Raw genomic sequence first — 23,535 nt, 5'->3', positions numbered from 1 at the left:
GTTTTGTTTTATTGATAGACTTTTGAGAAATACACCGCTTCCAAACTGGTGTCGATGGGTTCGAATCCGTCGCCTGGTGCGACATCGCTAAGAATCTGGATAACCGGCTTGCCGAAAAAACGTTTGTCATTGATGACCTGGTAATAGGCCTTATGGCTGTCCAGCTCTGCGGGATTGATCTTTTTTTGATAGACCTTACCTTTCATTGCGGCCATCAACTCAGCGGGCTTGCCTTGCAAGACTACCTGCCCGCGGTTCATGATGGCCATGTCAGGACAAAGTTCCTTGACATCTTCAACGATATGGGTCGATAGCAAGACCAAGGTGTGTTCGGCGATCTCGCTCAACAGGTTGTAGAATCGGTTCCGCTCTTTGGGATCCAAACCCGCAGTGGGTTCATCAACGATCAAAAGTTTGGGATCGTTCAACAGGGCCTGGGCGATTCCGAAACGCTGTTTCATCCCCCCTGAAAAACCACCCAATTGCTGTTTTCGCACCCCATAGAGGTTGGTTTTATGCAACATGGCGGCCACCAATTCGCGGCGCTCGGCCTTATCGGTAATGCCCTTTAAGACCGCGAGGTGATCCAGCAAGACTTGGGCCGATAGTTTGGGGTACAAGCCAAATTGCTGTGGCAAATATCCCAACAGTTTTCGCACCTCATGTTTTTCGGTGCGTACATCGAGTTCGCCTAATCGGATGTTCCCTTGATCGGCCTCCTGTAAGGTGGCGATGGTGCGCATTAAGGTTGATTTCCCGGCGCCGTTCGGACCCAGGAGTCCGAACATGCCCTTGTTGATTTCCAGGGAGACGTCTTTGAGGGCGTGTACCCCGTTATCGTAGGTTTTGGTTAGATTTTCAATTACTAGTTTCATGACTGTCCGTTTTTTGGATTCAGGCACAAACCTAGCGCTGTGATACCCCCCGATAAAGGAATTGGGATGGGTGGTGGCCGTACGGGTTCGGATGGTGGTAAACGTATGATGAAGGGCGTTCATCACTGCCTAAGGGTCGTTCATCAACTTATTTGTTCAGGGGCTTTAAATCCAGTAATATTGGGGCATGAAGTCAACAACTCCATCCCGACGTACGCTTTTTTCGATGCGCAACCTGCGCATCGCGTTGGTCGTACTCGGGATCATCATCGTCTTGTTCAATGATACCTTCGGCAAGTTGGAAGGCTTTATCGAGTTTCTGCTCCTTTATGCCATTGCCGTCTTGGTCGCTGTCTCGCATTGGTTGTTCGTCAATATTCGGGGCATCATCAATTTGAAAAACGAAAAAGCAAAGACCGAATTGAAACTGCTGCAAGCCCAGGTCAATCCGCATTTCTTTTTCAATATGCTGAACAACCTCTATGGACTTGTCGATAGGGATCAGGACAAGGCAAAGACCCTGATCTTAAAACTTTCCGACATGATGCGGTACAGCATTTATGAAGGTCAGAAAACCGAAGTCAGCCTTCTAGAGGAAATCGAATTCCTCGAACAGTATATCGCCCTTCACCAAATGCGCTATCATAAAGAGATCACCATTGATTTCAAGGTGGATATCGCTGATGGAAGTCTTAAGATCGCCCCGTTATTGTTCATCATTTTGGTGGAGAACGCCTTTAAGCACGGCGTGGAAAAATTACGGGCCGATGCTTATGTGCACTTGACCATGCGCTCGGATGCGGATGGTATCCGTTTTGAAATAAGCAATAACTTCGACCCCGAAGAACAGGGGCCGCCCGGGATCGGGTTGCCCAATCTGAAACGACGTTTGGAGCTGATCTATCCGAAACGGCATCAGTTGGAGTTCGAAAAGGGAGCAACGACCTATACGGCTACATTACTTATAAATCCAGCCCCATGAATTATATCATTGTTGATGACGAACATATCGCCCATGACATCGTCAAAGGCTATTGTGATGCCCTACCCCATCTGAATCTGGTGCAGCACTGTTATGATGCCATTGAGGCGATGGAGTGTTTGCGGAACCATCAGGTCGACCTCATGTTCTTGGACTTGAACATGCCCAAATTAAGCGGCTTTGGTTTTTTGAAAAGCTTGCCTAACCCGCCAAAAGTCATCGTAACCTCGGCCTATCAAGAGTTCGCCCTAGAAGGTTACGAACTCAATATCGTGGACTATTTGCTGAAACCCTTCGCATTCGATCGTTTTGTCAAAGCGATAAACAAAATCGAAGCGAAAACGGCCAGCGAACCTGAAAAGGTCCAGGTCGAAGAAAGTCGGATGTTCCTGCGTTCGAACAAGAAAATGGTTCAAGTGCGTCTTGAAGACATCCTTTTTATAGAATCCACCGGAAACTATATCAAAGTGGTATTGGAAGATTCGGAGGTGCAAGTGCGTGAAAAACTGTCGGAAATGCTGCAGTCCCTACCGGAAGGGGACTTTATCCAATGCCATAAATCCTTTATCGTTGCCAAAAAGCATATCAAAGAGATCGAAGGCAATCGGATCCATAGCAAGGGGTTCACCATTCCGATCGGGAAGACCTACAAGCTCAACCTGAAAGGTTTGATGGGATAGTAGGTCGCACCCTGGCCATCTTGTTAATTCTGAAACCCTTAACAGCCCCCTCTCAAAGTTTTTGGTAATTTCAAGCAACACCAGTTCCATTAACCGTACATGAGACTATCGATCCTATGCTTGTTGTGTTTCGCCCAATTCGCTCCGACCATGGCGCAAACCCCAGTAGAACAGCCAGTTTTGCCCACACTTTCCTTAGATGAACGATTCTCCCAATTTCGGGTCGAATACCCCTTGGGGGTCAATGGGGAGGACTTCTCCTATGGGTTGTTGGAATACCGTATTTCAGAACGCCTTGGTGCCCGGCTACAGCATACGGTGAACAGCTTCGGAACGCTTCAGCAATTCAACACCTCGCTACAGGTCAAATGGTACGTCAAGGAAAAACTTTACCTTTTCGGAGGTGCCGAACAGGAATTCGGGACCAATGAGTTTACCAGCGAACAAGAGGTCTTACGAATCAATCTGAACCTTGGGGTGGGCTATGAAGTCAATGAAAGCACCTTGCTTGAAATGGGGCTCAACCCGCAGATCGGAGGGCCCTCTAAGGACCTTATGGGTAGGCCCTTACCCAAGAAAAATACCTTGTCGTTGCGCGCTCGATTTTAGGAAGATTTAAAATCCTTTGTTATTAGCGCCTCCCTCATTTCGCTTCCGTGATACAGGCGGCATCCACCCAATAGATGTCCGACATGCCATTGGCTTCGTTATACCGACTGAAGAAGAGGTACTTGCCATCGGGACTGACACTGGGGCAGGTTTCCGTAAAATCGGAATTGACCGAGGGCCCTAGGTTGACCGGTTCCGACCAGCTGCCATCGGTTTCTTTGAAGCAGACATGGATATCACGATCCTTGCCTTCCGCTTTTGGGGCATCGAACAAGAGAAAGGACTGATCAGGAGCAATAAAGCCATGTAAGCCTTGTGGGATTTCCAACGCCAATGCTTCCGGATACCCACCCTTTCGAAATGGGGCCCAATACAGTTTCAATTCGGAGATGTTGGTGTAAAACAAGTCCCCGTTATCGGCCAAGGTCGGATAAAAGACCAAGGCATCGTTTACTGGGGAATCCAACAATCGAGCGCTACCCCACCTGGAAGATTCCTTTGCCATCATCCAGATGCGCTCATCGGAGAATATGGAATCAAAAGCAGCGAATACCAGCTGTTGGCCATTGGGGCTGACGAAGGCTTCGAATTCGTTCTTCTTGCGACCTTGGGTCAAACTCCTGATTTTAGGTGCCGTCCATAGGGAATCCAACCACTTCGAAACATAGACGCTTTGTATACCGTCTTCCCCATTCCCTGAAAAGTAGATTTCCGAGAGATCTGGGGTAAACGATACCCCGTATTCGTAGCGTCCTTGTACGGATACTACATTCGGGGCAAAGCGTTCGGCTTCCCTCCCCGGCGGGGTTTGTCCGAAATAGGGTTGCAATCCAGTGGTTTCCGATGGTTTCGGTTTTTGAGACTGGCAGGCCACCAACACGAGGCTTAAGACGAGCAATCGATAAAGCACGGTGGTTTGCATATGTTATAAAAATGCAGGGATGATATGCTCCGCCACCATTTGAAGGGTGCGGTTTTCATTGTCATGGCCGGTCACCACCACCATGAGGTCAAGTTCTTCGATAAGAATGATGTATTGCCCCCCGCCACCTTGGGCCGATCGGGTAAAATAGGAAGTATCGCCCACTTTGAGATCGGCACTCCACCAATAATAACCATAGCCTTGTTTGCTGACAGCCTTTCCCCCACCGAAAATATCATCGTCACCGGTGAGTACGATACGGCTCAAGGCTTTTTCAAGATAGGCTTGGGGTACCAGTTGTTCGCCTTTCCATTGCCCCTTGTCACGGACCAGTTGCCCCCACTTGATCATGTCACGCGACGTCATGCTCGTGCGCCATCCCGCCTCGGGGATACCGCTCGGTGAAATACGCCATTCGTAGTTGCTGATACCCAGTTTGTCAAGCAGTTCTCTTTTAAGGAAGTCCATGGCCGACCCTGGAACCACGGCCTCCAAGACCTGCATGACCAAACGGGGATCGCTTTGGTATTTAAAGGTCTGGGACGCATCAGTGATCGGGGCACTATGCTCAAGCATGAGTTGCACTTCTTGTTGCCCCTGCAACAATTCGGGTTTTTCTTCGAACATCTTTTGGTGTTCCTCGCTCACCCGAATGCCCGAGCGCATGGTCAAGGCTTTGGCCAAGGTGATCTTTTCGGCACCGGGGGTAAATTTTGATGGATCGAGGTCTTTCAGAAAATGGACCAAGGGCTTGTCCAAATCCGCCATCGTTAGGTATCCCAATTGAATGGCGCGCCCAACGGCGAGGCAGGTGTAGGCCTTGGTGGCAGACGCTTGTGGATGGGGAAGGTTGCTGCGCCCTTTGATAAAGTAAGATTCGAACAGCAACTTGCCCTGATACGAGATCAAAAAACTGTCGAATTTGCCGTATTCCGCCTGGGCTGCCTTTTGGGCTAATTGCAGGATCAAGGCTTTGTCTCCGCCATCCGTTCCCAATTTGCCGACCGGGATTCCGTCTTTTTTAGCGTAGGGACTGGCATCATAGAAGGCGGGTTCCAGATTAGGGATGTCCCAGAATTCCAGTTTTCTTTCTTCGGCGGTCGCTTCGGCCGTTGGGGCCGATTGCTGGGAAAAGCCGAATGTCGTTGCTGTGATGAGCAGCAGGGTCAAACGCATGGGTGTTGTCATGATGGTTCGTTTTTGAATTGATATGGGTAAAAGTAGCCTAGATACGGTCAAAGAAAACCGTAAAACGGACCAGCGAGCCCTTTTAGTGACGAACGCGTTTCGTCAGGAGCCAATGCCATTCGTAAGAATTTATGGGATGTGGCCCCAATTGGTCGTAATTTTACCGGCAATAGCCTATTTGTTTATGTTTCAGCGCTCGTTGAAAAATACCATCCTTTTGAATGTCGGGGCCTTTGTTTTGGTGACCGTCTTGGAAATCCTGAGCATTTGGATCATCAAGGATAAGTTCGATACCGACTATGAATTTTACATGCACGGTATCAGCTATGCCGTCAACATCATGCTGATCATTTGGATCAACCATTTTGCATTGATCCCTTGGTTTTTAGACCGTCGTCGGTACCTGCTTTATGGCATATTACTTATGGGCTGTATCTTTTTGGCGTCTTATTTCAGGGGATATGCCAAGGGAGGTTGGCCGGTCGTTTCGAAATTCTTTTTCTTTTTGATCTATACCACCGGAACCGGTATGGCGGCTTTTTTATTAAGGCGGAACGCCATCATCCAACGCGAGAATGCCGAAAAGGATAAATTGCAGAAAGAGTTGGCCTTGAATTACTTAAAGGAACAAGTGAACCCCCACTTCTTATTCAATTCCTTGAACAGCATCTACTCCCTTTCGCGACAGCAATCCCCGGAAACCCCCGCGGTGGTGATGCAGCTTTCCGAATTGATGCGCTACCAATTGGAAAGCGCGAAAAAAGATGTCGTTTCAGTGAAGGAGGAATTGGAATTCATTGAGAACTACCTTTTGTTGGAAGAAAAGCGCTTGGGCGAACGCTGTACCATCGAGTTTTCGATCGAAGGCGAGCTTACTGATGAACAGATCGCGCCGATGTTGCTGATCCCTTTTGTTGAAAATGCCGTGAAACACGGTGCCCAATTGACCAACACCCCGAGCACCATTGATGTATCGGCCCAACTGAAGGACGATGCCCTTTTTTTCAATGTGATCAACTCCAAACCCGCCCAAATGCCGCCATCAAATCGAGAAGGCATGGGGCTTGACAACGTAAAACGCCGTTTGGCCCTGTTGTACCCCCATGCCCATGAGCTGAAGATCGAAGATTTGGACCACAGCTATCATGTGGCCCTAGCCCTCACCCTAAAAAACGCCCTATCATGATGCGGATCGCGATTATCGATGATGAAGTCTTGGCCAGAAAGGTGTTGGAGGAATATTGCGCCAAGATAAATACGTTTGCCTTGGTTTTGAGTACGGGCAATCCGCTGGAATTTATCAATTTCGCCCAGCAGGAAAAGGTGGACCTCATATTTTTGGATATCGAAATGCCGGAATTGAACGGCTTGGAAATCTTGAACACTTTGGTAAATCCGCCAAAAGTCATTTTGACTACGGCCTATTCGGAATACGCCTTGAAGAGCTATGATTATGGCGTGGTCGACTATCTGTTGAAGCCCATCAAGCTCGAGCGTTTCCTAAAGGCCATAAACAAGGTCAACGCCTCCGCTCTTCCCGATACTACCGCATCGAATCAAGGAGAATTGCAGATCAAGCACGACGGCATTCCCGTTTCCCTTCCCTTTGCTTCCATACAGTACATCCAGAGCTTCGGGAATTATGTCAAGATCTTCACTGACGACCGCATGTACCTGGTCAATGGGACCTTGACCCATATCGCTTCCCAATTGTCAGATCATTTCGAGCGCACCCACAAGTCGTATATCGCAAATTTGGACCGTGTAGAAAAAGCCACACGGACTTCTGTCCAGATCCAAGGAAAGCAGGTGCCGATCAGCGCCAGTTATAAGCTGTTGGTACAGCAAAAATTGGGAAAGTCCGGGTAGTCAAGATGGCCTACAAGCAAGTTGTTAGGGGTTCGTCGTCTTGTTCAAATAGGCGCCGGTAAAGTACTTTTTACAGAAGTTGGCAATGTTGTCGTAAAAGATCATGTCGACCAATTCTTCCGGGCTGAAACCCATCAGCAGCTCGTTGAACTGTGTTTTGGTATACGGTCTCGAAAAATCCTCCCCTATGAAAAGTACCCGTGCTTTTTTCCGTTCCATATTATCCGCGAAGTTGTAGTCGATAGCATCACGACAACGGCCCTTGAATTCGGTTAGAGAGGCCGAGGTGTTGAAATGATCGAAAGGATCGATGATGCCGTCGAAATCCGTACCCAATCCCGCGGTTTTCCATGCTTCTTTGTGATCGATGCCCGCTCCGGTTTGGGCGTTCATTTTTTTAATATGATCGAGAGTGACCCGAACGACATGGAAAATGTTGGTAAGAAACATCTGGGTGTGTAAGCGCTGCACCCGGATCGTACTGCCCATGGCCCGGTTTTCCACTTTAACGAGCTTGTTGAACTTGCCGCCCGGCATCCGGCCATCGTGCATACATATGCCTATGATCCCATCGGTATCGAAGATGTCGGTGATGTCTTCATTGGTCAGGTTGATATCCCATCGACTGACATAAGAGCGCTGATCGAGTTTATTGGTATCCGCACGATTTGCCGATTCGGCCCGTGTCGAAATCCCGTTCACCGCGGTATGGCTGCAGATAATGGGGATGTTGTCGGGGTGGGCCTTTACGAGTGCGGTGAATTCATCGCGACATTTGAGCGACATATGTTTGGTGTCGATCAAGATCCGACGGTCGAAATAGTCTTTGGACAGCAGGAAGTCGGTGATCAAGGTCTTTCCGAAATCGGTAAAGCCATCGTCTAGGCCGTTCCGTTGGTCGAAAACATTGCTAAACCCCGGAATCAGGAAGTTCTTGGCGTCTTTAAAACTTTTGGCATGCCCGGAGACTAGATTATTGAAATGGTGTGAGAAGGTGATGAAGAACGGGGGAAACTCCAGTTGTTTTACCTTTTTGATGTTTTCTTTGAAGGATTCCTCCAAATCACGTCTTGGGCCGGCATCGAGGGCATCGATGTTTCGAGCATTGAACAGGTCGTCTTTATTGTAATTGGCCAAGACATGGGCCCCTTCAAGGGTGATGATGCCTGCGATTTCCCAGTTGCTCAGCGCATCCACTTCCGAAAAATCGTTGATCAACTTGAGCTTGACCGGCCTGGAATACCCGGCCAAGGTATAGGGTTTGTCATGCTCAGTACGGATCTTGGTGTATTCGCGCATCAACCCTTTGAAATAATCGATTTCAGGGGCATGGTAAATGTCTTGTAGAAAGCCGTCAACCTCTTTTTTGGAAAATCCGGTCAAGGCGCGAATGATCTTGGAATCGATTCCCAGATTGGCAAAAATGCCCTTGAGCAGTTTTTTTTGAATACCGGTGGTCCCGTTGTTGAAAGGCCTGTCGGGCTTCATAAAGGGGCGTTCCGGCGGATAAATGGCAAAGAAGACCAATTTGTTGTTGCCCTCCATACAGGCCTCGAGGTTCGATTGGGTGTAACGGGCCATGTTCTTTAAGAACATATCAATGGCGAGTTTCCGGAGTTTGTCAGACAATCCTCCACCTCTAAACAGGGCCCGAGTGGTAATGTTCTTCTTTTCGACCCAAAGATTATCGATATCCTCGTTAAAGGTCGGTTTTAGGGAAGGATGGCAGTGCAGATCGGCGATTTTAGTCATATCAATTCTTTTTAAAGGTTGCCGGGGAAGCGTTTTCGCATCTTGATTAGAGGGTGTTTGAAAACCCACTTCCGAGCCGTACTTCTACGAACTATCGGATTTATGCGAAGACTTAGTTGATGTTTAGGGGGGGACTACAAGATAAACAATGGTTCTTGAACAACATTATGTAAAAACCTTAGACTTTTTGAGGTTCAACCCTAGTCTTAGGGATAAAATCTTAGGTGTTGGGTGGAACTTTGGAGAAAAGATTGGTTAGAAATAAATGGATGAATCCCGATAATGGAAGCTGTCCTTTTTTAAAGGAGACCGTTAAGCAGCGTGCTGTTCGCTCTCCATGGCCAAGAAATGGGTGACTTGGTTTTGGGCATTGCGCAAAGGCACCACATCGATATGGCAAAGATATTCTTCCCCGTTTTTACGGTAATTCACCAGGGTTTTCGAAAAACGGATTTCTTGCTGCAACAGATCCCTTATCTCTTTTTTGGTGGTTTTCGAGGTATTCACCCCTTGCAAGAAGACCGGCCGCTTGCCCAAAGCGAATGTTTTGGCATAGCCCGTCATCTCCCGAAAACCATGATTGACCCATACGATGTTCTTCTGGGTATCGGTAACCACCAAGGCCTCATAATCGGTGTCTTCCAAAATTCGTACGATTTCAGGGGCAACGTTGCGCTGCAATACGTCCGTCAGTTCGGCTAACTCATGCTGTAATTTGAGCCTTTTACACAGCGCCTGGAAATGAGGTAGGTAAAAATCCAAGCTCTGCAAAGGCGAGACGTATTTTTTTTTGCGGTTGGGGTGTTGCTGGGCACTCATGCGGTGGTAAATGTAGTATAAATATTACGACCCTGACCATCAGGTGGATGGTTTTCGTTCAATAACATCTTGAAAGCACTACTCCTGGGTCAAATCGGCCCGGCAACGCAACGATTGCTGCCCGGTTCGGGCGTAATGTGAGGACAAAGCGAGTTTGGCTTTGTCATTTTCAAGGTACCAACGTTGCTCCGGGATTTGGGCCAGGGGAATCGGGATACCGGCAATTGGGATATCCCCGATGGTGGCTTGGTTCTCAAAACCGTCTTGAAAAATAACCGTCCCAGGTCCGGATCCTTGGTACACCCCCATTTCGATATCATCAAAATAAATATCGAATCCGGCTGCATTATCAGGAGCGAAATCACGGCCGCGCAAGGCAAAGGTATATCCAGTAAGTGCCGCTTCATCGAAAGGGGCGTAATTCGGGTACTCCAAAGGATTGCCTGCAATGGCAAAGGTTTGGTCAAGACCGTTCCCTTCCAAACGTACCGAAACGAATTCCAAGCTATTGAAATCGCATGCAATGGTCATTTTGTACCAGCTGTTCGGTTGTAATTCGATACCGGTATCCTGTACGATCCAATTGTCGGTATCGGTGGGTACCCCTTCCCTATTCTCAGGATATCCGATGGGAAACCACAACCGGCCCGTTCTATCGAAACCTGCCAAGGCCATCCAATCGGCCCCTTCAAAACGAAGGGGGTCGGCCACCCCTTCCAAGAACTCGATGTCCAGTCCAAAAATAATATCGGAGGCCAGATCTTCTTCAAAATAAAAATACCCACTGACGTAGGCGTTTCCTGGAGTTGTCAAAAAGTCTTGGACTACGGCATTGGAATATGCGAAAGCGACTGACGCACTAACGATGGATTCCATCAACACCTCCGGTTCTTCGATGTTCGCATCGCTAGCTGGATCGGAGTCGGAACTACAGGCTTGGAACAGGAATAATCCTAAAAGTAGGAAGCGCTTCATGGTATTTAAACGCTTTAAAACAAGATAGCTTGCCTTAAACGAATATTCATCAGGTGGGATTAGCGCAAATACCCATGTTTGACCAAAAAGGCATCCATAGCGTCTTGAGCCGCCTGCCGGATTTTAGGATCGGGGTTCGGCCAATCGTTATCCGGTTCCGTGGCAGGAGTGAACAGATGCCCCACCCCGTCATAAACAATGAGCTCGCATTCCCTTCCAAGCGCCTCCATGTTATTTTGGTAGCGTTCCGATTGGGCCAAAGGGGTCACCGTATCGGTACGTCCGATAACAATAAGGGTGGGTGGTGTCTTGTCATGTATTTGTTCAGCTGGGGAAAGGTCTACTACTGAAATCTTGTCACCCAAACGCCTCGGAAAATCGGAATAGCCCATCAGCGATACCGCCGGGGACTTTAATAGCAACAAGTTCGGGGCACTGGAATATTCTGCCCGAGGGGCACCTAGATTTTCAAAGACCGCGGCACATGCGGCCAGATGGGCCCCTGCCGACCAGCCGTAAGCCGCTATTTTATCCGGGTCGATCGCAAATTCATCCGCATGTTCTCGCACCCATCGCATCGCCTTTTGGGCATCCAACACGGCCTCATACGGGGTGAACCCTTTTTCAGTGTTTTCCAATCGGTATTGTACCGAGAAGGCGACCATGCCCTTTTTGGCATAATGTTGGACCGTTGAAAACCCCCAAGACGCCTCACCAATCGACCATCCTCCGCCGTGAAAAACCAATACGGCCGTATAGTTCCCGCTTGTTTCGAAATTAGGCGGTTTCACACCATAGATCTTTAAATCATGGGCGGTATCGTAGGTATAAGTTTGGATGGGAAGGGAGTCAAGGGTGGATTGGGCCAATACCTTTGCGTGGATACAAAGCACCAATACGAAGAATAGCGATCTCATGTGATAAGTAATTTGATTGATGGTCCGGCTGTTCGCCTTGCCTTAAAAATACGGCATTTCTTTTAGTACCACTGTATACATTTCGTCGATTGCTACCGTGGGGATTACCGTTCTTCCACTAAGAAACCGCAATACCCCTTCCTTATGATACGCAGACGATCGGTCAAACTCAGTTGTTGGATTGTCGTTTGGCTACTGTTGATTTATGGAGGTTTTCATGCTTGGGAATACCTAAGTGGAAATCCGTATGTGGATTATTTGGAAAATCATAGCGAAACGGTTCCTTTGGGTACCGCATTCGACTATAGCCTGATGCATGAAGACCTGCAATCGAGCCGGGTGATCTTGGTGGGTGAGATCCATGGGTTTGCCGAGCCCAATCGTTTCGATGTCGATTTCTTCAAGCAGCTCCATCAACACTATGGCGTACGCCACTATCTCAGCGAATTGGATTTCGTACAAGCCAAATATGTGAACCGATTCTTGGATTCGGGTAATCGCTCTTATTTAGATCAAGCGCTGAAGCACTGGGGGGTCATACAGGGACGGGACAACCAAAGTTATTATGACAAGTTTTTGGCCCTTCAAGAATTCCAAAGCACTTTACCGGTATCGGAAAAATTCACCGTGGTCGGCATCGATAAAATCAGGGACACCCTGCTTTTGGACCGGTATTTGGATGATGCCTTCCCTATGACCGAAAGGAATGCCCGGTTGCAAACATCAGATAATCGCATCGGACGACTGGATCGGTTGCTTTTGCGCGACAGTACGACATCCGAGCAATTGGCTACCTTAAAGCATTTGAGAAAAAACCTCCAGTACTTAAACGAAGGCCGAAATCGGGAGGAGATCCTGTTTCATAACTTTACTTCGTTTTACGACAGCCTTCGTTTGCAAAAAGAGCGGGTTTATGGATTCTTGGGACTTTATCACGTCATGCAATACAGCATCAACCAAACCGAACCCCTGGCGGCCAAGATCCGGAAATCGGGCATGGTGCCAAAGCGGGGGTTACTCAGTATCAATTTCATCATGAACGAGAGCAAGATGGTACTCCCAAGTGACCAGCTACCCGATATGCTCCAAGACGATGGGCCATATACGCGATTCCCGATCAGTGCGGACAATATGCTGACGACCTATATTGTGGGAGTCCGTGATTTGAAACGGATCACGCCACCCAGACATCTTTCGTTGGTCAAATTGAATGGAGTTCACAGTCCTTACGCCCAATCGACCCGTTTGCAGCGGATCATCAAGGTATTGCCTTTGTCACAAGATTTCACAATGACCGAAAAAGGCCGACCCTACGTCCAATATGCCATTTTCGTCCGTCATTCGGATTGGGCCGAACCTATGGGAGAATCATTTATTCCTTAATCCACTTTCTCGAAAACGTTGACACCCCCTGTGCTCATGTATTGGACCTGCCCTTGAGCATTGGTAACGAATCCCATTGTACGTTCACCATCCGTACTTCGAAATAAAAGGGGGGCAACTTGAAAGAAGCGGCGACCGAAAATGGAAAAGGTACCATCTTCGTTGTCAACCAATTCATGTACAGGGGGGCGATGACCCGATGCGCAACCATGGCAGAACGTACTCCATTGATAGTGGCCGGTAAAGCGCGCCAAATCCGTTGTTTGGGCAATGGGCTGCGGCTCGGATCGCTCGGTTTCGCCTTTTGAAAAATGGGCCATGATCACTTCCATGGCTTCATAACGCAATCGGGTACCTTCGTGATGGTGCACGATATAGGCCCCTAGGTTTTCTTCGGGAACCATGGCTAAAAAGGAAGCATATCCGAGCATATCGCCCCCGTGGGCGACAGTCCGAAACCCTTGAATGTCTTCTTCATAGAATCCGTAGGCAAAAGACTCGATTTTTTCGTGTACACGGAGTTCCGGATATTTCATTTGGTCGCAATAGCTTTTATCCAAGATCGATCGCCCGTTCCACTTTCCATCGTTTAAATGGAGGAGCAGGTACTTCCCCATATCAACCACCGTACTGTTAATGTCCGAAGCCGGATAGGTATGGTAATATTCCCAAGCCATGGGTACGTTTACCCCATTTCGGTATTCATATCCCCATGATAATCGTTCTTCTACCGAGTCGGTCAATTGCATTCCCGTGCTTTGCATGCCTATGGGATCCCAGATATGCTGGCGCATGTATTCCTCTAAAGGCAGTCCACTCACCTCCTCCACCAACAGTCCGGCCAAGGCGATGCCATACGATGAATAACTTGAAACCACTCCTGGTTCGCGGATAGGGATAAGCCGTTCCTGCAAAAACTCCGACAATGGTATCCGATCAGCAAGATCGAAGACCCGACGCCCTCCAAGTTCATCAAAACCGGCGCTATGATCGATCAGGTGTGCCGGCGTAATCACCTTTTGAAAGGGTGAGGAAACCTGGATACTTTTCAGGTAGTCGTTAACGGGCCGATGCAAATCGATCTTGCCGGCATCGGCCAACTGCAGAACGGCCATGGCTGTAAAGGTCTTGCTCACCGAACCGATCCTGAATATCGTCGAATCGGGATCGACCCGATCGATCGCTTCCCCCAGTGACGTAAATCCATAACCACCTTTTAACAAAATGGCTCCGTCCTTGACGATGATGTAGGCCGCACCCGGTATATGTTCGGCTTCCATGATGGTGGAGAACACCGAATCCAGTTTTTGCCGAAGTTCCGAGCTATCGGTAGAGGTAACTTGCGCCTTAACAGGGAGGCTAACGAGCATCCAACACCATAACCACCAAGAAGCAGGGGGTACGTTAATTCTGTCGTTCATATCAGTAGGCCTCCGAAGTAAAGGATTTGTGGACGATTTTCCATTCCCCTTGGATCTTTAGCAGCATCATGTAGTCGGTATATAGGCGTTTTCTACTGGGCACATCGATTTCGACCTTGGCCATGGCCGCATCGTTGACCACATCGATACTCACGATCTTCCCATCACGATCATTGGTCTCTCCCTCCTTAAAGTATCCGATGTATTGGGTGCCGGGCAGGGCCCTTAGCTGTTGTTCCGCATCGATGGAATACAAGTTCAAGTCGGAATGGAAGGCTCGTTTGATACGTTCAGGCTGACCTTTTGAAGTTCCTTCGATGTAGTCCATAAGTGTTGCGGTGATGGCCGCTTTGTCCGTTTGCGCGGTGGTCCATTGGATTCCCAAGATGAATACCGCCAGTAGCGTGATGGTTCTCATATGTTCGTTTTTTATAGATGAAACATGCTTCGAAGCTAAGGCTAACGCTGTTGCGATACGTCGCTTTTCGTCCGGATTTCCTTCGGATTTATAATCCAAAAGAAATTAGGAAACCAATGAGCGCTTGAACTGGGCCGGTGTTACCCCTTTGAATTTCTTGAACGCCGAATAGAAGGAAGAGTTCGATTTGAATCCACAGTCGTTTCCAATGGCCTCGAGGGTCAATCGATCGTCTTTATGCAACAAGTCAACTGCGGTTTCGATGCGTAGGGCATTGATGTAATTGGCAAATCCGGTACCCAGATTGTCGTTAAGGAACTGCGATAGCTCGTGCTTTCCGATCTTTATGCGATCGGCTACTTCAGATAGTTTCAGGTTGGGATCGAGATGTGGTTTTTCGCTGGAAAACAACTGTTGCAGTTGCTTTTCGATCCATTCGGCCCGTGCATCGGGAATTTTCTTCTTGGCGTATTTTTCGGCCGGCTGAAGAAAGGTCAGCGCGTTTTTCCGTCGTCGTAAAAACCAATAAAAAAAGGTGACATACAAGGTAAACGAGAAGGAAATGGCCCCGACGATATACGAAGTATAGGTCGTGGTGTTATAGGCCAGCCATACCACAAAACAACCAATGAGGATCGAAATGACCCAATAGTCGAATACTTCCATCGATTTTCGATCACGCAGCCACTTTTTGAACAGCGGTCGGGCCAGAAAAAGTGCGGCACCCAGATAAAGGGTCCACAGGGCGAACAACAAGCTCCCCATGATACGCGGCGGGGTACGCCACCACAATTCCCGGTTTTCGGCATAGGGATATTGAATGCTCACATAGACCATCAGGATACAAATGGGAAGCACGTGAACGACCCAACTCCATTTGCGAAGCGTGTCGGGATACAATGCAACACGGGTATAGAGGTAGGTCAAGGGTCCGATCAAAAAACAGGCAGTGAGTCCGATGCTGACAAAAGTGGAGGAAACCCCAGGATAAAAGGTTAAAAAAACCGATTTGGCCACCCGCACACTAATAACGAACAACAAGGCTGCCAAAAAGGTAGTGGCCCTATTCCTGTTTTTGATGAACAGCCCGAAATAGAGACTTAAAAACAGTCCGTTGAACGCCCCAAGGGCGCTAAAGAAAAATAAGAGCTGCCGTTCAAAGTCCACAACTAAAAATACGAATAAGTTGGATTAGCGGTTCAGCCAGTCCTTAAAGTCATTCGATTTCGGTCGGCTTACGATAAATTCCCGTTCCCTACCCTGTCGTAGGGTCAGCTTCAACCGATGGTTGAAGTATTTGTCGATTTTTTCAATGGCCGATTTGGCAACGACCTGCCCGCGATTGATGCGAAAGAACTTGGTGGGGTCCAAGGTGGCCTCGAGTTCATCGATGGTTTCGTCGATGATCACCCGTTTGCCGTCAAGGATCCCGAAGGTTATGCTGTCTTCGGAGTATACGTAGTTCAAATCGGCGATCTTGATCTGGGCGAATCCATCCCCATCCTTGACCAAAATACCCTCGCGCTGCTTGGGGGCCTGTAAGTCTTGAAACAAGCGTTCCAATACCGTTCGATCCACTTGGGAACTTCGTCCGGTCTTTTTGAATTTTTCAATAGCCTGGCTCAAATCGGCTTGTTGGATCGGTTTCAATAGATAATCGACGCTATTGACCTTAAAGGCTTTCAGGGCATACTGGTCAAAGGCCGTTGTAAAAATGATGGGGCATTCGATCGTTACTTTCTGGAAGATTTCAAAACTGAGGCCATCGGCCAATTGAATGTCCATAAAGACCAGTTCGGGCGCGGTGTTTTCCGTAAACCATCGGATGCTATCCTCGACCGAATCCAGAATATCGAGTAAAGTATAGTCCAATCCGATATCACGCATCAGTCGTTGCAACTGGTTGGCCGCCCGGGCCTCGTCTTCAATGATCAGAATGTTCATGTTTTGGTTTTTGGTCGTGTTGTTCCAAGAGTGGGAGCCGTACTTCGAAATGGGTATCCTCCTTAAGGATGGTGATCTTCCGTTGGGCGATCAGGGCGTAGCGGCGTTCGATATTCTTCAGTCCCAGTTTGGTGGTGGGCAATTGGGTCGATTTGGGCTGTATCTTGTTGGATACGATCAGTTCGCTCCCTGTCACACCCACCTTGACCACCAAGGGCTTCGATTTGGAAACCACGTTGTGTTTGACCGCGTTTTCCAACAATAGCTGCAAACTCATCGGAATGATCCATAGCTTTTTTGCCGATTCGGGTACCTGCCAATCCAACTGCAGGTTATCGCCAAAGCGTTCTTTTTGGATGTGTACGTAGGCCTGGGCGAATTTCAGCTCATCGCGCAAAGGGGTCAAATCGGCATTGCCCGACTCCAAAATGAATCGGTATATATCGGCCAAGCGGTCAACGAATTCCTTGGCTTCCGCTTTGGTGTTTTGATCGATGATATCACGCAAGGTATTCAGGGTGTTGAAGAAAAAGTGTGGTTGGGCCTGGTTCCGTAAGGTATCCAACTGGGCCTGCACGATCGCCCGTTTGGCTTGCTCCTCTTCACGAATGGAATTCTTGAGGCGGATGTAGTAGTATATGGCCTCATAGATCGACATGGTCATGGTGCTGATCAAGATGATGGGTAAGATGATGCGCGATCGAGCCGGATGGTTATAGTTTTGGCCAAAAAGGAGGCCCAATCCCATATTGCCCATAAAGTCGACCAACAAAATGGTGCTCACGATGGTCACGAAGAAGAGGGGAATCCTAATTTTGTTGTCTTTCAAATCGGGATAACGCTTTCTAAGGGATATCAAAATAGAACGCATAATGAGCCAGTTGGCTGTTGAAAAAATTAAGGAAACGCTCCAATTAATAACGGCTTCGATGAAGGGCAATCGTGCGAACGAATTGCCCGAGAACAGGAAATCGGTAATAAAACTTAGCAGCACAATGCCCAGTATGACAAACCAGGCATCGTTAAATGCTAAGTATTTGATCCGTTTTTCCTTGTTGAATAGGCGCATGTTATAGCTTTACTAGGGGCATGCCTTGTTTGGCTTGGTAAAAGGTGTATCCGATCCAGGCGAAATACAACAGCCCGAACAGTATGGTGAGGGCAATTCGGTTGCCTTCCTTGGTCTGCCATTTCCGGGTCAGTGCCCATGCGAATAAAGGGATTATTTGGATGCCATGCAATCCGAAGAAATGGGCCACCCGTAAATCGCCGGCTACGGTACTCCAATTTAACAACGGCAGGCCTTCACCCCCATCGGCTACGCCTACGTTGTGGGCCATTTGCCCGATCATCTGCCCTCCGACATAGCTGCTGAAAAAGACGACTAGCCAGCCCAGTAAGACGCCCCATTGTATGGCCCGGGTCGTATGCATTTTCAATCGGATGGTCTCTACAATGAAAATGAACATGGTCAACACCACGATGCTGATGAAAAGGCCCATAAGGGCGAACAGTATTCCGTTGAGCAAACTCGTTTGGTTGTAGTGGCTTTGCTCGCCGCGAAAGGCCTGGAGCATCACGATGATGATCTCGATACCCAATGACCAAGACACCAAGTTGTTGATAATATTCCGTTTTCTCCTTGAAAAAGGATAAAAATGGATGATGTACCCGACCGTTAGGATGTAAAACATACCTGAGATACAAAATTTCAAGGGTTTGATCCAGATATTGATGCCCATCAGTTCACGATCGTCTACAAAAATCCCGATTAGGCTCGCGAGGGCGAAAATGGCGTGCATCACTACGATGCCATAAAGGATCGGACTTTCGGTCTTCACCTTTTGAAGGATATGGTTGAGTGTCTTCATGATAGTTTCAATTTAGCGGCACGCATGCCCATGAACAATAAGAAGCCTACAGGCCCCAACATAAAGGTGAAGAAGAGGCAAGGCGCCAAAAGGATCTGGTGGATCTTGAGGGTTCGGTTTTGATTGACCATCCACATGCCGATCAATAGATCAAACGCCAAGTAGTGCACCCATCCGGCCATAACCGCATGCTCTTTGGTAAATAGTTCCATGACCGAGGCCAGGCTTCCGAAATCCATCCCTCCTGCTTGGATCGAGATGGCTACGTAATAGACATAAAATAAGGAAAGCGCTAGGGGGATGATCTTATAATCGATCAAGAAGCGGGTGACTTTCCATTTGGGTAGGAGGATCAGTAAGATCCACATGGGCATCGCCATCATATTGGCGATCGAGAAAACTTCAGCAGTTGTCATAACGGATTGGTTTTAGATTGATTAACAACTCAAAATTGCCGAAATCGGTACAAAACCGAAAGTAAAATCCGTTGAATCATCGCATCAGCGGGTTGAATTATCAACCTGCTTGACTTAGGACGGGGTCACTCGTAGATCCGGATGACTTGCCCATGCCCCTTTCCTTTGACACTGCGCTCGTAGCCACGGATTACTTTGTCCATTGGGATGGGCGTATGGCCCGGAAAATAGTCTTTGTATTTGTCATAGGCATCGACCACGACACCTGACGAAACCACATTCAATCGCAGACCGTCCGGAAGCTCCAAGGCGGCAGCTTGAACAAAGCTATGGATAGCCCCATTGACCATGGCGGCACTACTGGTTAGGACTACTGGATCATCGGCCAGTATACCCGTGGTCAAGGTCAGGGACCCCCCAGCGTTCAGATGGTGCTGTCCGATCCGAACCAGGTTCACTTGCCCCATGAGTTTGCTGTTCAAGCCGATGTGGTAGTCGGCTTCGGTAAGTTCGCTAAAAGGTGCCCATTTGGCTTCTCCGGCAATGCATATGATCGCATCGAGCATTCCAAGGGTCTCCAAAAGCTTTTGTATCGAAGTGCTATCGGCAATATCGACTTGGTGCTCGGCCGTTCGGCCGGCGACGATGACCTCGTCGGTCGTATTGAAATGGGCGGCTACCGTTTTTCCGATGGTGCCATTGCCCCCAATGATCAAGATTTTCATTCGTGTAAGATTATCTGGATTGAAAGGTCCAGATAAAGATATCAAAAAGCATTAACGGCGACGCTGTTTTTTATCGGCTGCGACCAATTGATCCTCCTCCCAGGTACCACTGGCCATGATTTTACCATCTTTTCCGTAGAAGACCCCTTCTCCAGAGCGTTCGTCATTCTTCCATAGGCCGACATATTTTTCACCGTTCGGCCACAGGTAGGTACCTTGGCCTTCTCGCTTGTCGTTGACGTAGCTACCATCGTAGATTTGCCCGTCGGCCCAAAAGAATTTTCCTTGACCATGACGCTGGTTGTTTTTCCACTCCCCCTCGTACCTACTCCCGGTGCTCAACAAGGCGACGCCGTGGCCGTTGGCCTTATGGTTTTTTACTTGCCCGACATAATGCATGGGGCTTCCCTTACTACTTTGGAAGGTGAGATATTCCCCAGCGGATACCAGTTGCAATTGTTTCCGAATGCGGGCGAGTTGTGCCTTGGTTTTCTCGTGGGCGAACTGTAACGAATCGAAACGATCGATTTCCTCTGGGGTCGCCACTGCCGTTTGATCTAGGGTGTCGAGCTCGTTTGTTCGTGCCAAGGTAGAATCGTACAGTTTGGCTTGTAATCCTTGGATGCGCTGGGCAATCGCCAATCGCCAGCGGATACCGAGACTATCGGTAGACCCCGCATCGGGTACTACGCTATTGTAGGCCTTTAAGGCCTGCTTGTATTGGCCTGAAGCCAACAGGGAATCGGTAACCAAAAGCGCTTGGTGCCGTTCCAGATTAGTCTGTAATACAAGGGTTTGTGCTTCTTGGGTGACCAACGCTTTACTGAGGGAACGGGTCTTTGCCAAATAAAAGATGCCAAATACCATGGTAACGGCCAAGAGCAGGTATGCGATGCGGATTTTGGTTCGGTCATTCATATCGAATCGTGCTTGCTGACATGGGATATACGTGCTAATCGTCGAAATGGATGGCGGGAAGCTTATTTTTTACTTTTCGGAAATCAGGTGAGAAGTACACATGGAAGCGGAAGGTCCAATTTTGCTTGAAAACGCCCGGATTGGCTAGCGTTTGTCCTTGGCTGTACATGGGGCCTGCCGCTAGGGTCAACCGCGGATTGACAATGTATCCGATCGTACCGGTGATCCGAAGGTCTTCCATTAAGCTACCGACCACTTCCTTGCCACTTTGCATGATCAACTCGGCTTCCGGGGAAACATACCAGGTCTCGGGTACCAATTTGTAATTGTTCAGCGGGATTTTGGCCCGGAACATATAACGCCAACGGTTTCTGAAAATGTACTCACTGTTTTCGGCAAAACCCTGCGTCCAGCGGTGCTCGATCCGTATGCGGTGATAGATCATCATGCTCGATAACGGCTGGGCGAACTGGTACTGGTGCCAGATACGCCATTCTGGAACAACATTGCGATCATCAGAGGATTCGTCGGTATTGAAATTGATCCGAACGACACCCCCTAGGCTCACATTGAACTTTTTCGAATAGATATAGCCTATGGCGTGCCGGTTGTAAATCTGTCCGATCTGCCCGATGAACGGGGTACTTTCGGTCTCTTCGAACCTAAAATGGGTTTGGGCATCCCAAAACAAGCGTTTTGAGATACGGATGTTGCCGTAGGTGTTGAACCACGTACGTGTACCCGGATCTTTGAATTCCGAAGCTTCCGGTAGCAATTCCCCTTCCTGACCGATTACCGGTGCCAATCCGCCTAAAAGGAAGACCAAGACTATGGCAAGTTTTGCGATACGTGTCATCCTATTGTTCGTTGGTTGGAAGGTTGAACAATTGCCAGACCGCATCGGGGTCTTGGATTTTTCTCAGTTTTCGCTCCAGTTTGGAGGTGTCCTCATCACGCATCATCGCCATTCGCTTGTACAAGCCCTGTAATTGGGAAATGTAAAGTGCCACGTTGTTGCAATCGAGATCATTGCTGATGCGTTGTAATAAGTCGGGTATCAAAATACGTTCGTAGGCGTTGATGATGCGTTTCTTGACTTCTTCGTCCATGATGGTCGCCATAAACGGGTTCCATACTTGATCGGTATAGGTCGTTTTGATTTCAATCGTCCGCTCCGGAATATCGGCTACCATGGCGGCCAAGACATTCATTCGCTCGAGGCATTCGATCAGCGTTTTTGCCGTTTCAAGCTGTCCATCTTCGACGGGTTGATCGGCATAGCTCCTGACATCGGCATTGGCCACTTGGGTGATTTTGGCAACGGCCGTGACGGTCGGTCCGGTGCGTTGCCTTTCCAAAGAATCCAGTCCTTGTTCCAGACCTTTGACATAGGCGACCATGCGTTCTTCGTAGGAAATCAGCTCTTGCTGTCGTTTGTCGTTACTTAAGCGTTCGTCCAATTCCAAGGCAATGGCGTTCAGACTTTCATCCACATAGGCCGAAAGCATGGCTACGTATGCCAAACCTTCACGATCCATTTCCAGCGCATTGAATCCCGGGCCTTCATAGATGCCACGCCCCTCCCCTTTTTCGATGCGAACCGAAGGTTTTCCTTCGGGCCAAATATCACGGAGCAAGGCCACTCGCGAAACATAGGGCAAGACCCCCTCTCGGTCATAGGCTGCCAATTGCGAAATGGGTTTTACGAAAGCATCGTTGAAACCGGAGATGACCTCATACAACTCCCCGGCCCGCTCATCGGACAGTTTCAAAATGTTCAATTGTGAATTATTAAGGAGCTCGGTGCATATGGCCAAGGAATTCCGGTTGGCGGCATTGATTTGGGTTACGGCGTTACGTTCTAATGAATCCAAAGGAAAGGATGCCACTTTTACGCGAAGTTCCGGCATGAAATCGGCATCTCCCAATTGGTTCAACAACTGGTCGACCCGTTGATAATGCCCGTCATTTTGCGCCAACAGCCCGTAAATACCCGAGGCTTGCTGGAATGGGGCATAACGCCCCTCGGTCATGATTTTCAGCACTTGGATGTAGCGTGAATCCAAGGCAATGGTCTCCAAGTTTTGGGCTCCGGCATCAAAAAGGGGTAGCTCTACGGAGCTTTCTGATGAACTTGTCTTTATTGCAGTGAGGATACCTTCCGTAAACGACCATAGCTCTTCACCACCCAAGGCATCATCAGAGTACAGCGTCCATTCGTCATGGGCCAGCCCGTTCCGTAAAAAACGACCGACCAATGTGGCGTCCTCGCCTTCGATCTTAAAGCTTTGCTGCGGAATGCCGGCTGCGAATTCGAATTCACTTTTGAATAGCGTCTTTACGACTTCGGCATTTTCAATTCGATCGATACGAAAGACCCAAGGCCCATCTGGGCGGCCACCGATCAAGCTTCCGTTGGCCTGCTCTTGGGTACCCGTAACCGGGATGCGGTATTGGAAGCCTTCAATTTGGCTGTCATCGCTAGAAGTGAACTCGCCGAATTGGAAGGTCCAGGGTCCCACAGGAATGTTGCGCTCGAACCGACCCCTGAAAAGAAAGGTCGTATCCCTTTCGTTCAAAAGCGCGCGAAGGTTCGATTTCTCAATACTGAAGGGGCCGACGAAAAGGGTGTCACCCGCCGCTACTTCATAGGCGAATCGCGCTTGGCCTTCATATTGGCCGACCGCATACCTCCCTTCAAAGGTCAAGGGCTCCTGACCGAATAGCCCGGTCAGTCCACCAAACAAAAGAAAGGTCAGGCATATCGGGAATACCCTAAAATTGCTGGTTCTGGTCATGATGTGTTCTCTTGGTCCGGTTGGGTCGCTACAACGACCTCACACCCTTTATA

At 48.7% G+C, this 23,535-nt stretch carries 24 protein-coding genes; 6 read left to right on the top strand and 18 right to left on the bottom strand.

The window, feature by feature from the left end; translation table 11 throughout:
- Positions 1-8 precede the first annotated feature (8 nt).
- A complete protein-coding gene (locus tag ABV409_RS08690; RefSeq protein ID WP_353877191.1) occupies positions 9-875 on the bottom strand; it encodes an ABC transporter ATP-binding protein in 867 nt (288 codons plus the stop codon).
- A gap of 187 nt (positions 876-1,062) precedes the next feature.
- On the opposite strand from ABV409_RS08690, the gene ABV409_RS08685 reads away from it, so the two are divergent.
- The 3 genes from ABV409_RS08685 to ABV409_RS08675 all read left to right on the top strand — a co-directional run bounded on the left by ABV409_RS08685 (position 1,063) and on the right by ABV409_RS08675 (position 3,146).
- Positions 1,063-1,857 carry a sensor histidine kinase gene (locus ABV409_RS08685; protein ID WP_353877190.1) on the top strand — a complete coding sequence of 265 codons (795 nt, stop codon included), beginning with the start codon at positions 1,063-1,065 and terminating at the stop codon, positions 1,855-1,857.
- The gene (locus ABV409_RS08680) at positions 1,854-2,537 is read left to right on the top strand and encodes a LytR/AlgR family response regulator transcription factor (RefSeq protein WP_353877189.1); all 684 of its coding nucleotides are present in this window, start codon (positions 1,854-1,856) and stop codon (positions 2,535-2,537) included. Before ABV409_RS08685 ends, ABV409_RS08680 begins: the two co-directional genes overlap by 4 nt.
- Before the next feature lie 99 nt (positions 2,538-2,636).
- Entirely contained in the window at positions 2,637-3,146 is a 510-nt protein-coding gene (locus ABV409_RS08675) for a hypothetical protein (RefSeq protein ID WP_353877188.1), read from the top strand.
- 34 nt (positions 3,147-3,180) lie between these two features.
- On the opposite strand, the gene ABV409_RS08670 is transcribed toward ABV409_RS08675, so the two are convergent.
- Both ABV409_RS08670 and ABV409_RS08665 read right to left on the bottom strand, forming a co-directional pair.
- Positions 3,181-4,068, bottom strand: a complete 888-nt coding sequence (locus ABV409_RS08670) for a TolB-like translocation protein (protein WP_353877187.1) — start codon at positions 4,066-4,068, stop codon at positions 3,181-3,183.
- Positions 4,069-4,071: 3 nt separating this feature from the next.
- Complete coding sequence (locus ABV409_RS08665; protein ID WP_353877186.1) at positions 4,072-5,256, bottom strand: serine hydrolase domain-containing protein; 1,185 nt, start codon at positions 5,254-5,256, stop codon at positions 4,072-4,074.
- A gap of 199 nt (positions 5,257-5,455) precedes the next feature.
- On the opposite strand from ABV409_RS08665, the gene ABV409_RS08660 reads away from it, so the two are divergent.
- Positions 5,456-6,442 carry a sensor histidine kinase gene (locus ABV409_RS08660; RefSeq protein ID WP_353877185.1) on the top strand — a complete coding sequence of 329 codons (987 nt, stop codon included), beginning with the start codon at positions 5,456-5,458 and terminating at the stop codon, positions 6,440-6,442.
- The gene (locus ABV409_RS08655) at positions 6,439-7,125 is read left to right on the top strand and encodes a LytR/AlgR family response regulator transcription factor (RefSeq protein ID WP_353877184.1); all 687 of its coding nucleotides are present in this window, start codon (positions 6,439-6,441) and stop codon (positions 7,123-7,125) included. The genes ABV409_RS08660 and ABV409_RS08655 overlap by 4 nt, the downstream gene beginning before the upstream one ends.
- 24 nt (positions 7,126-7,149) lie before the next feature.
- Here the strand turns inward: ABV409_RS08655 and ABV409_RS08650 are convergent, their stop codons facing one another.
- The 4 genes from ABV409_RS08650 to ABV409_RS08635 all read right to left on the bottom strand — a co-directional run bounded on the left by ABV409_RS08650 (position 7,150) and on the right by ABV409_RS08635 (position 11,588).
- Positions 7,150-8,877 carry a hypothetical protein gene (locus ABV409_RS08650; protein ID WP_353877183.1) on the bottom strand — a complete coding sequence of 576 codons (1,728 nt, stop codon included), beginning with the start codon at positions 8,875-8,877 and terminating at the stop codon, positions 7,150-7,152.
- A gap of 312 nt (positions 8,878-9,189) precedes the next feature.
- On the bottom strand, positions 9,190-9,696 hold the full coding sequence (locus ABV409_RS08645) for a PAS domain-containing protein (RefSeq protein WP_353877182.1): 507 nt from the start codon (positions 9,694-9,696) through the stop codon (positions 9,190-9,192).
- 78 nt (positions 9,697-9,774) lie between these two features.
- Complete coding sequence (locus tag ABV409_RS08640) at positions 9,775-10,671, bottom strand: hypothetical protein (RefSeq protein WP_353877181.1); 897 nt, start codon at positions 10,669-10,671, stop codon at positions 9,775-9,777.
- A gap of 59 nt (positions 10,672-10,730) precedes the next feature.
- Positions 10,731-11,588, bottom strand: coding sequence for an alpha/beta hydrolase (locus tag ABV409_RS08635; RefSeq protein ID WP_353877180.1), 858 nt, complete (start codon positions 11,586-11,588; stop codon positions 10,731-10,733).
- A gap of 144 nt (positions 11,589-11,732) precedes the next feature.
- Here ABV409_RS08635 and ABV409_RS08630 point away from each other — a divergent pair, with 144 nt between their 5' ends.
- A complete protein-coding gene (locus ABV409_RS08630) occupies positions 11,733-12,971 on the top strand; it encodes a TraB/GumN family protein (RefSeq protein ID WP_353877179.1) in 1,239 nt (412 codons plus the stop codon).
- On the opposite strand, the gene ABV409_RS08625 is transcribed toward ABV409_RS08630, so the two are convergent.
- From ABV409_RS08625 to ABV409_RS08575, 11 genes are all read right to left on the bottom strand, one after another.
- Positions 12,968-14,392, bottom strand: coding sequence for a serine hydrolase domain-containing protein (locus ABV409_RS08625; RefSeq protein WP_353877178.1), 1,425 nt, complete (start codon positions 14,390-14,392; stop codon positions 12,968-12,970). The two genes, ABV409_RS08630 and ABV409_RS08625, sit on opposite strands and share 4 nt — an antisense overlap.
- Position 14,393: 1 nt before the next feature.
- Complete coding sequence (locus tag ABV409_RS08620; RefSeq protein WP_353877177.1) at positions 14,394-14,810, bottom strand: nuclear transport factor 2 family protein; 417 nt, start codon at positions 14,808-14,810, stop codon at positions 14,394-14,396.
- A gap of 105 nt (positions 14,811-14,915) precedes the next feature.
- Positions 14,916-15,977 (bottom strand): helix-turn-helix domain-containing protein, encoded by a 1,062-nt coding sequence (locus tag ABV409_RS08615; protein WP_353877176.1) that lies wholly within the window; start codon positions 15,975-15,977, stop codon positions 14,916-14,918.
- 24 nt (positions 15,978-16,001) lie between these two features.
- On the bottom strand, positions 16,002-16,754 hold the full coding sequence (locus ABV409_RS08610) for a LytR/AlgR family response regulator transcription factor (protein ID WP_353877175.1): 753 nt from the start codon (positions 16,752-16,754) through the stop codon (positions 16,002-16,004).
- Complete coding sequence (locus tag ABV409_RS08605) at positions 16,735-17,823, bottom strand: sensor histidine kinase (protein ID WP_353877174.1); 1,089 nt, start codon at positions 17,821-17,823, stop codon at positions 16,735-16,737. Before ABV409_RS08605 ends, ABV409_RS08610 begins: the two co-directional genes overlap by 20 nt.
- Position 17,824: 1 nt before the next feature.
- The gene (locus tag ABV409_RS08600) at positions 17,825-18,625 is read right to left on the bottom strand and encodes a hypothetical protein (RefSeq protein ID WP_353877173.1); all 801 of its coding nucleotides are present in this window, start codon (positions 18,623-18,625) and stop codon (positions 17,825-17,827) included.
- Positions 18,622-19,041, bottom strand: a complete 420-nt coding sequence (locus ABV409_RS08595) for an ABA4-like family protein (protein ID WP_353877172.1) — start codon at positions 19,039-19,041, stop codon at positions 18,622-18,624. The genes ABV409_RS08600 and ABV409_RS08595 overlap by 4 nt, the downstream gene beginning before the upstream one ends.
- 125 nt (positions 19,042-19,166) lie before the next feature.
- Positions 19,167-19,766 carry a short chain dehydrogenase gene (locus ABV409_RS08590; protein ID WP_353877171.1) on the bottom strand — a complete coding sequence of 200 codons (600 nt, stop codon included), beginning with the start codon at positions 19,764-19,766 and terminating at the stop codon, positions 19,167-19,169.
- Between the two features lie 51 nt (positions 19,767-19,817).
- Positions 19,818-20,684, bottom strand: coding sequence for an MORN repeat-containing protein (locus tag ABV409_RS08585; RefSeq protein WP_353877170.1), 867 nt, complete (start codon positions 20,682-20,684; stop codon positions 19,818-19,820).
- Positions 20,685-20,718: 34 nt separating this feature from the next.
- A complete protein-coding gene (locus ABV409_RS08580) occupies positions 20,719-21,540 on the bottom strand; it encodes a DUF2490 domain-containing protein (RefSeq protein WP_353877169.1) in 822 nt (273 codons plus the stop codon).
- A gap of 1 nt (position 21,541) precedes the next feature.
- Positions 21,542-23,482 (bottom strand): hypothetical protein, encoded by a 1,941-nt coding sequence (locus ABV409_RS08575; RefSeq protein WP_353877168.1) that lies wholly within the window; start codon positions 23,480-23,482, stop codon positions 21,542-21,544.
- Positions 23,483-23,535 lie beyond the last annotated feature (53 nt).

The organism is Flagellimonas algarum (assembly GCF_040513375.1).
Taxonomy (GTDB): domain Bacteria; phylum Bacteroidota; class Bacteroidia; order Flavobacteriales; family Flavobacteriaceae; genus Flagellimonas_B; species Flagellimonas_B algarum.
This window is presented reverse-complemented; position numbering and strand designations above follow the sequence as displayed.

Coding starts and splice junctions, on each gene's coding strand:
- ABV409_RS08690 (WP_353877191.1), bottom strand. CDS start 875: ATGAAACTAGTAATTGAAAATCTAACCAAAACCTACGATAACGGGGTA.
- ABV409_RS08680 (WP_353877189.1), top strand. CDS start 1,854: ATGAATTATATCATTGTTGATGACGAACATATCGCCCATGACATCGTC.
- ABV409_RS08635 (WP_353877180.1), bottom strand. CDS start 11,588: ATGAGATCGCTATTCTTCGTATTGGTGCTTTGTATCCACGCAAAGGTA.
- ABV409_RS08665 (WP_353877186.1), bottom strand. CDS start 5,256: ATGACAACACCCATGCGTTTGACCCTGCTGCTCATCACAGCAACGACA.
- ABV409_RS08590 (WP_353877171.1), bottom strand. CDS start 19,766: ATGAAAATCTTGATCATTGGGGGCAATGGCACCATCGGAAAAACGGTA.
- ABV409_RS08655 (WP_353877184.1), top strand. CDS start 6,439: ATGATGCGGATCGCGATTATCGATGATGAAGTCTTGGCCAGAAAGGTG.
- ABV409_RS08600 (WP_353877173.1), bottom strand. CDS start 18,625: ATGAAGACACTCAACCATATCCTTCAAAAGGTGAAGACCGAAAGTCCG.
- ABV409_RS08650 (WP_353877183.1), bottom strand. CDS start 8,877: ATGACTAAAATCGCCGATCTGCACTGCCATCCTTCCCTAAAACCGACC.
- ABV409_RS08675 (WP_353877188.1), top strand. CDS start 2,637: ATGAGACTATCGATCCTATGCTTGTTGTGTTTCGCCCAATTCGCTCCG.
- ABV409_RS08670 (WP_353877187.1), bottom strand. CDS start 4,068: ATGCAAACCACCGTGCTTTATCGATTGCTCGTCTTAAGCCTCGTGTTG.
- ABV409_RS08685 (WP_353877190.1), top strand. CDS start 1,063: ATGAAGTCAACAACTCCATCCCGACGTACGCTTTTTTCGATGCGCAAC.
- ABV409_RS08645 (WP_353877182.1), bottom strand. CDS start 9,696: ATGAGTGCCCAGCAACACCCCAACCGCAAAAAAAAATACGTCTCGCCT.
- ABV409_RS08610 (WP_353877175.1), bottom strand. CDS start 16,754: ATGAACATTCTGATCATTGAAGACGAGGCCCGGGCGGCCAACCAGTTG.
- ABV409_RS08640 (WP_353877181.1), bottom strand. CDS start 10,671: ATGAAGCGCTTCCTACTTTTAGGATTATTCCTGTTCCAAGCCTGTAGT.
- ABV409_RS08595 (WP_353877172.1), bottom strand. CDS start 19,041: ATGACAACTGCTGAAGTTTTCTCGATCGCCAATATGATGGCGATGCCC.
- ABV409_RS08605 (WP_353877174.1), bottom strand. CDS start 17,823: ATGCGCCTATTCAACAAGGAAAAACGGATCAAATACTTAGCATTTAAC.
- ABV409_RS08575 (WP_353877168.1), bottom strand. CDS start 23,482: ATGACCAGAACCAGCAATTTTAGGGTATTCCCGATATGCCTGACCTTT.
- ABV409_RS08620 (WP_353877177.1), bottom strand. CDS start 14,810: ATGAGAACCATCACGCTACTGGCGGTATTCATCTTGGGAATCCAATGG.
- ABV409_RS08630 (WP_353877179.1), top strand. CDS start 11,733: ATGATACGCAGACGATCGGTCAAACTCAGTTGTTGGATTGTCGTTTGG.
- ABV409_RS08580 (WP_353877169.1), bottom strand. CDS start 21,540: ATGACACGTATCGCAAAACTTGCCATAGTCTTGGTCTTCCTTTTAGGC.
- ABV409_RS08585 (WP_353877170.1), bottom strand. CDS start 20,684: ATGAATGACCGAACCAAAATCCGCATCGCATACCTGCTCTTGGCCGTT.
- ABV409_RS08625 (WP_353877178.1), bottom strand. CDS start 14,392: ATGAACGACAGAATTAACGTACCCCCTGCTTCTTGGTGGTTATGGTGT.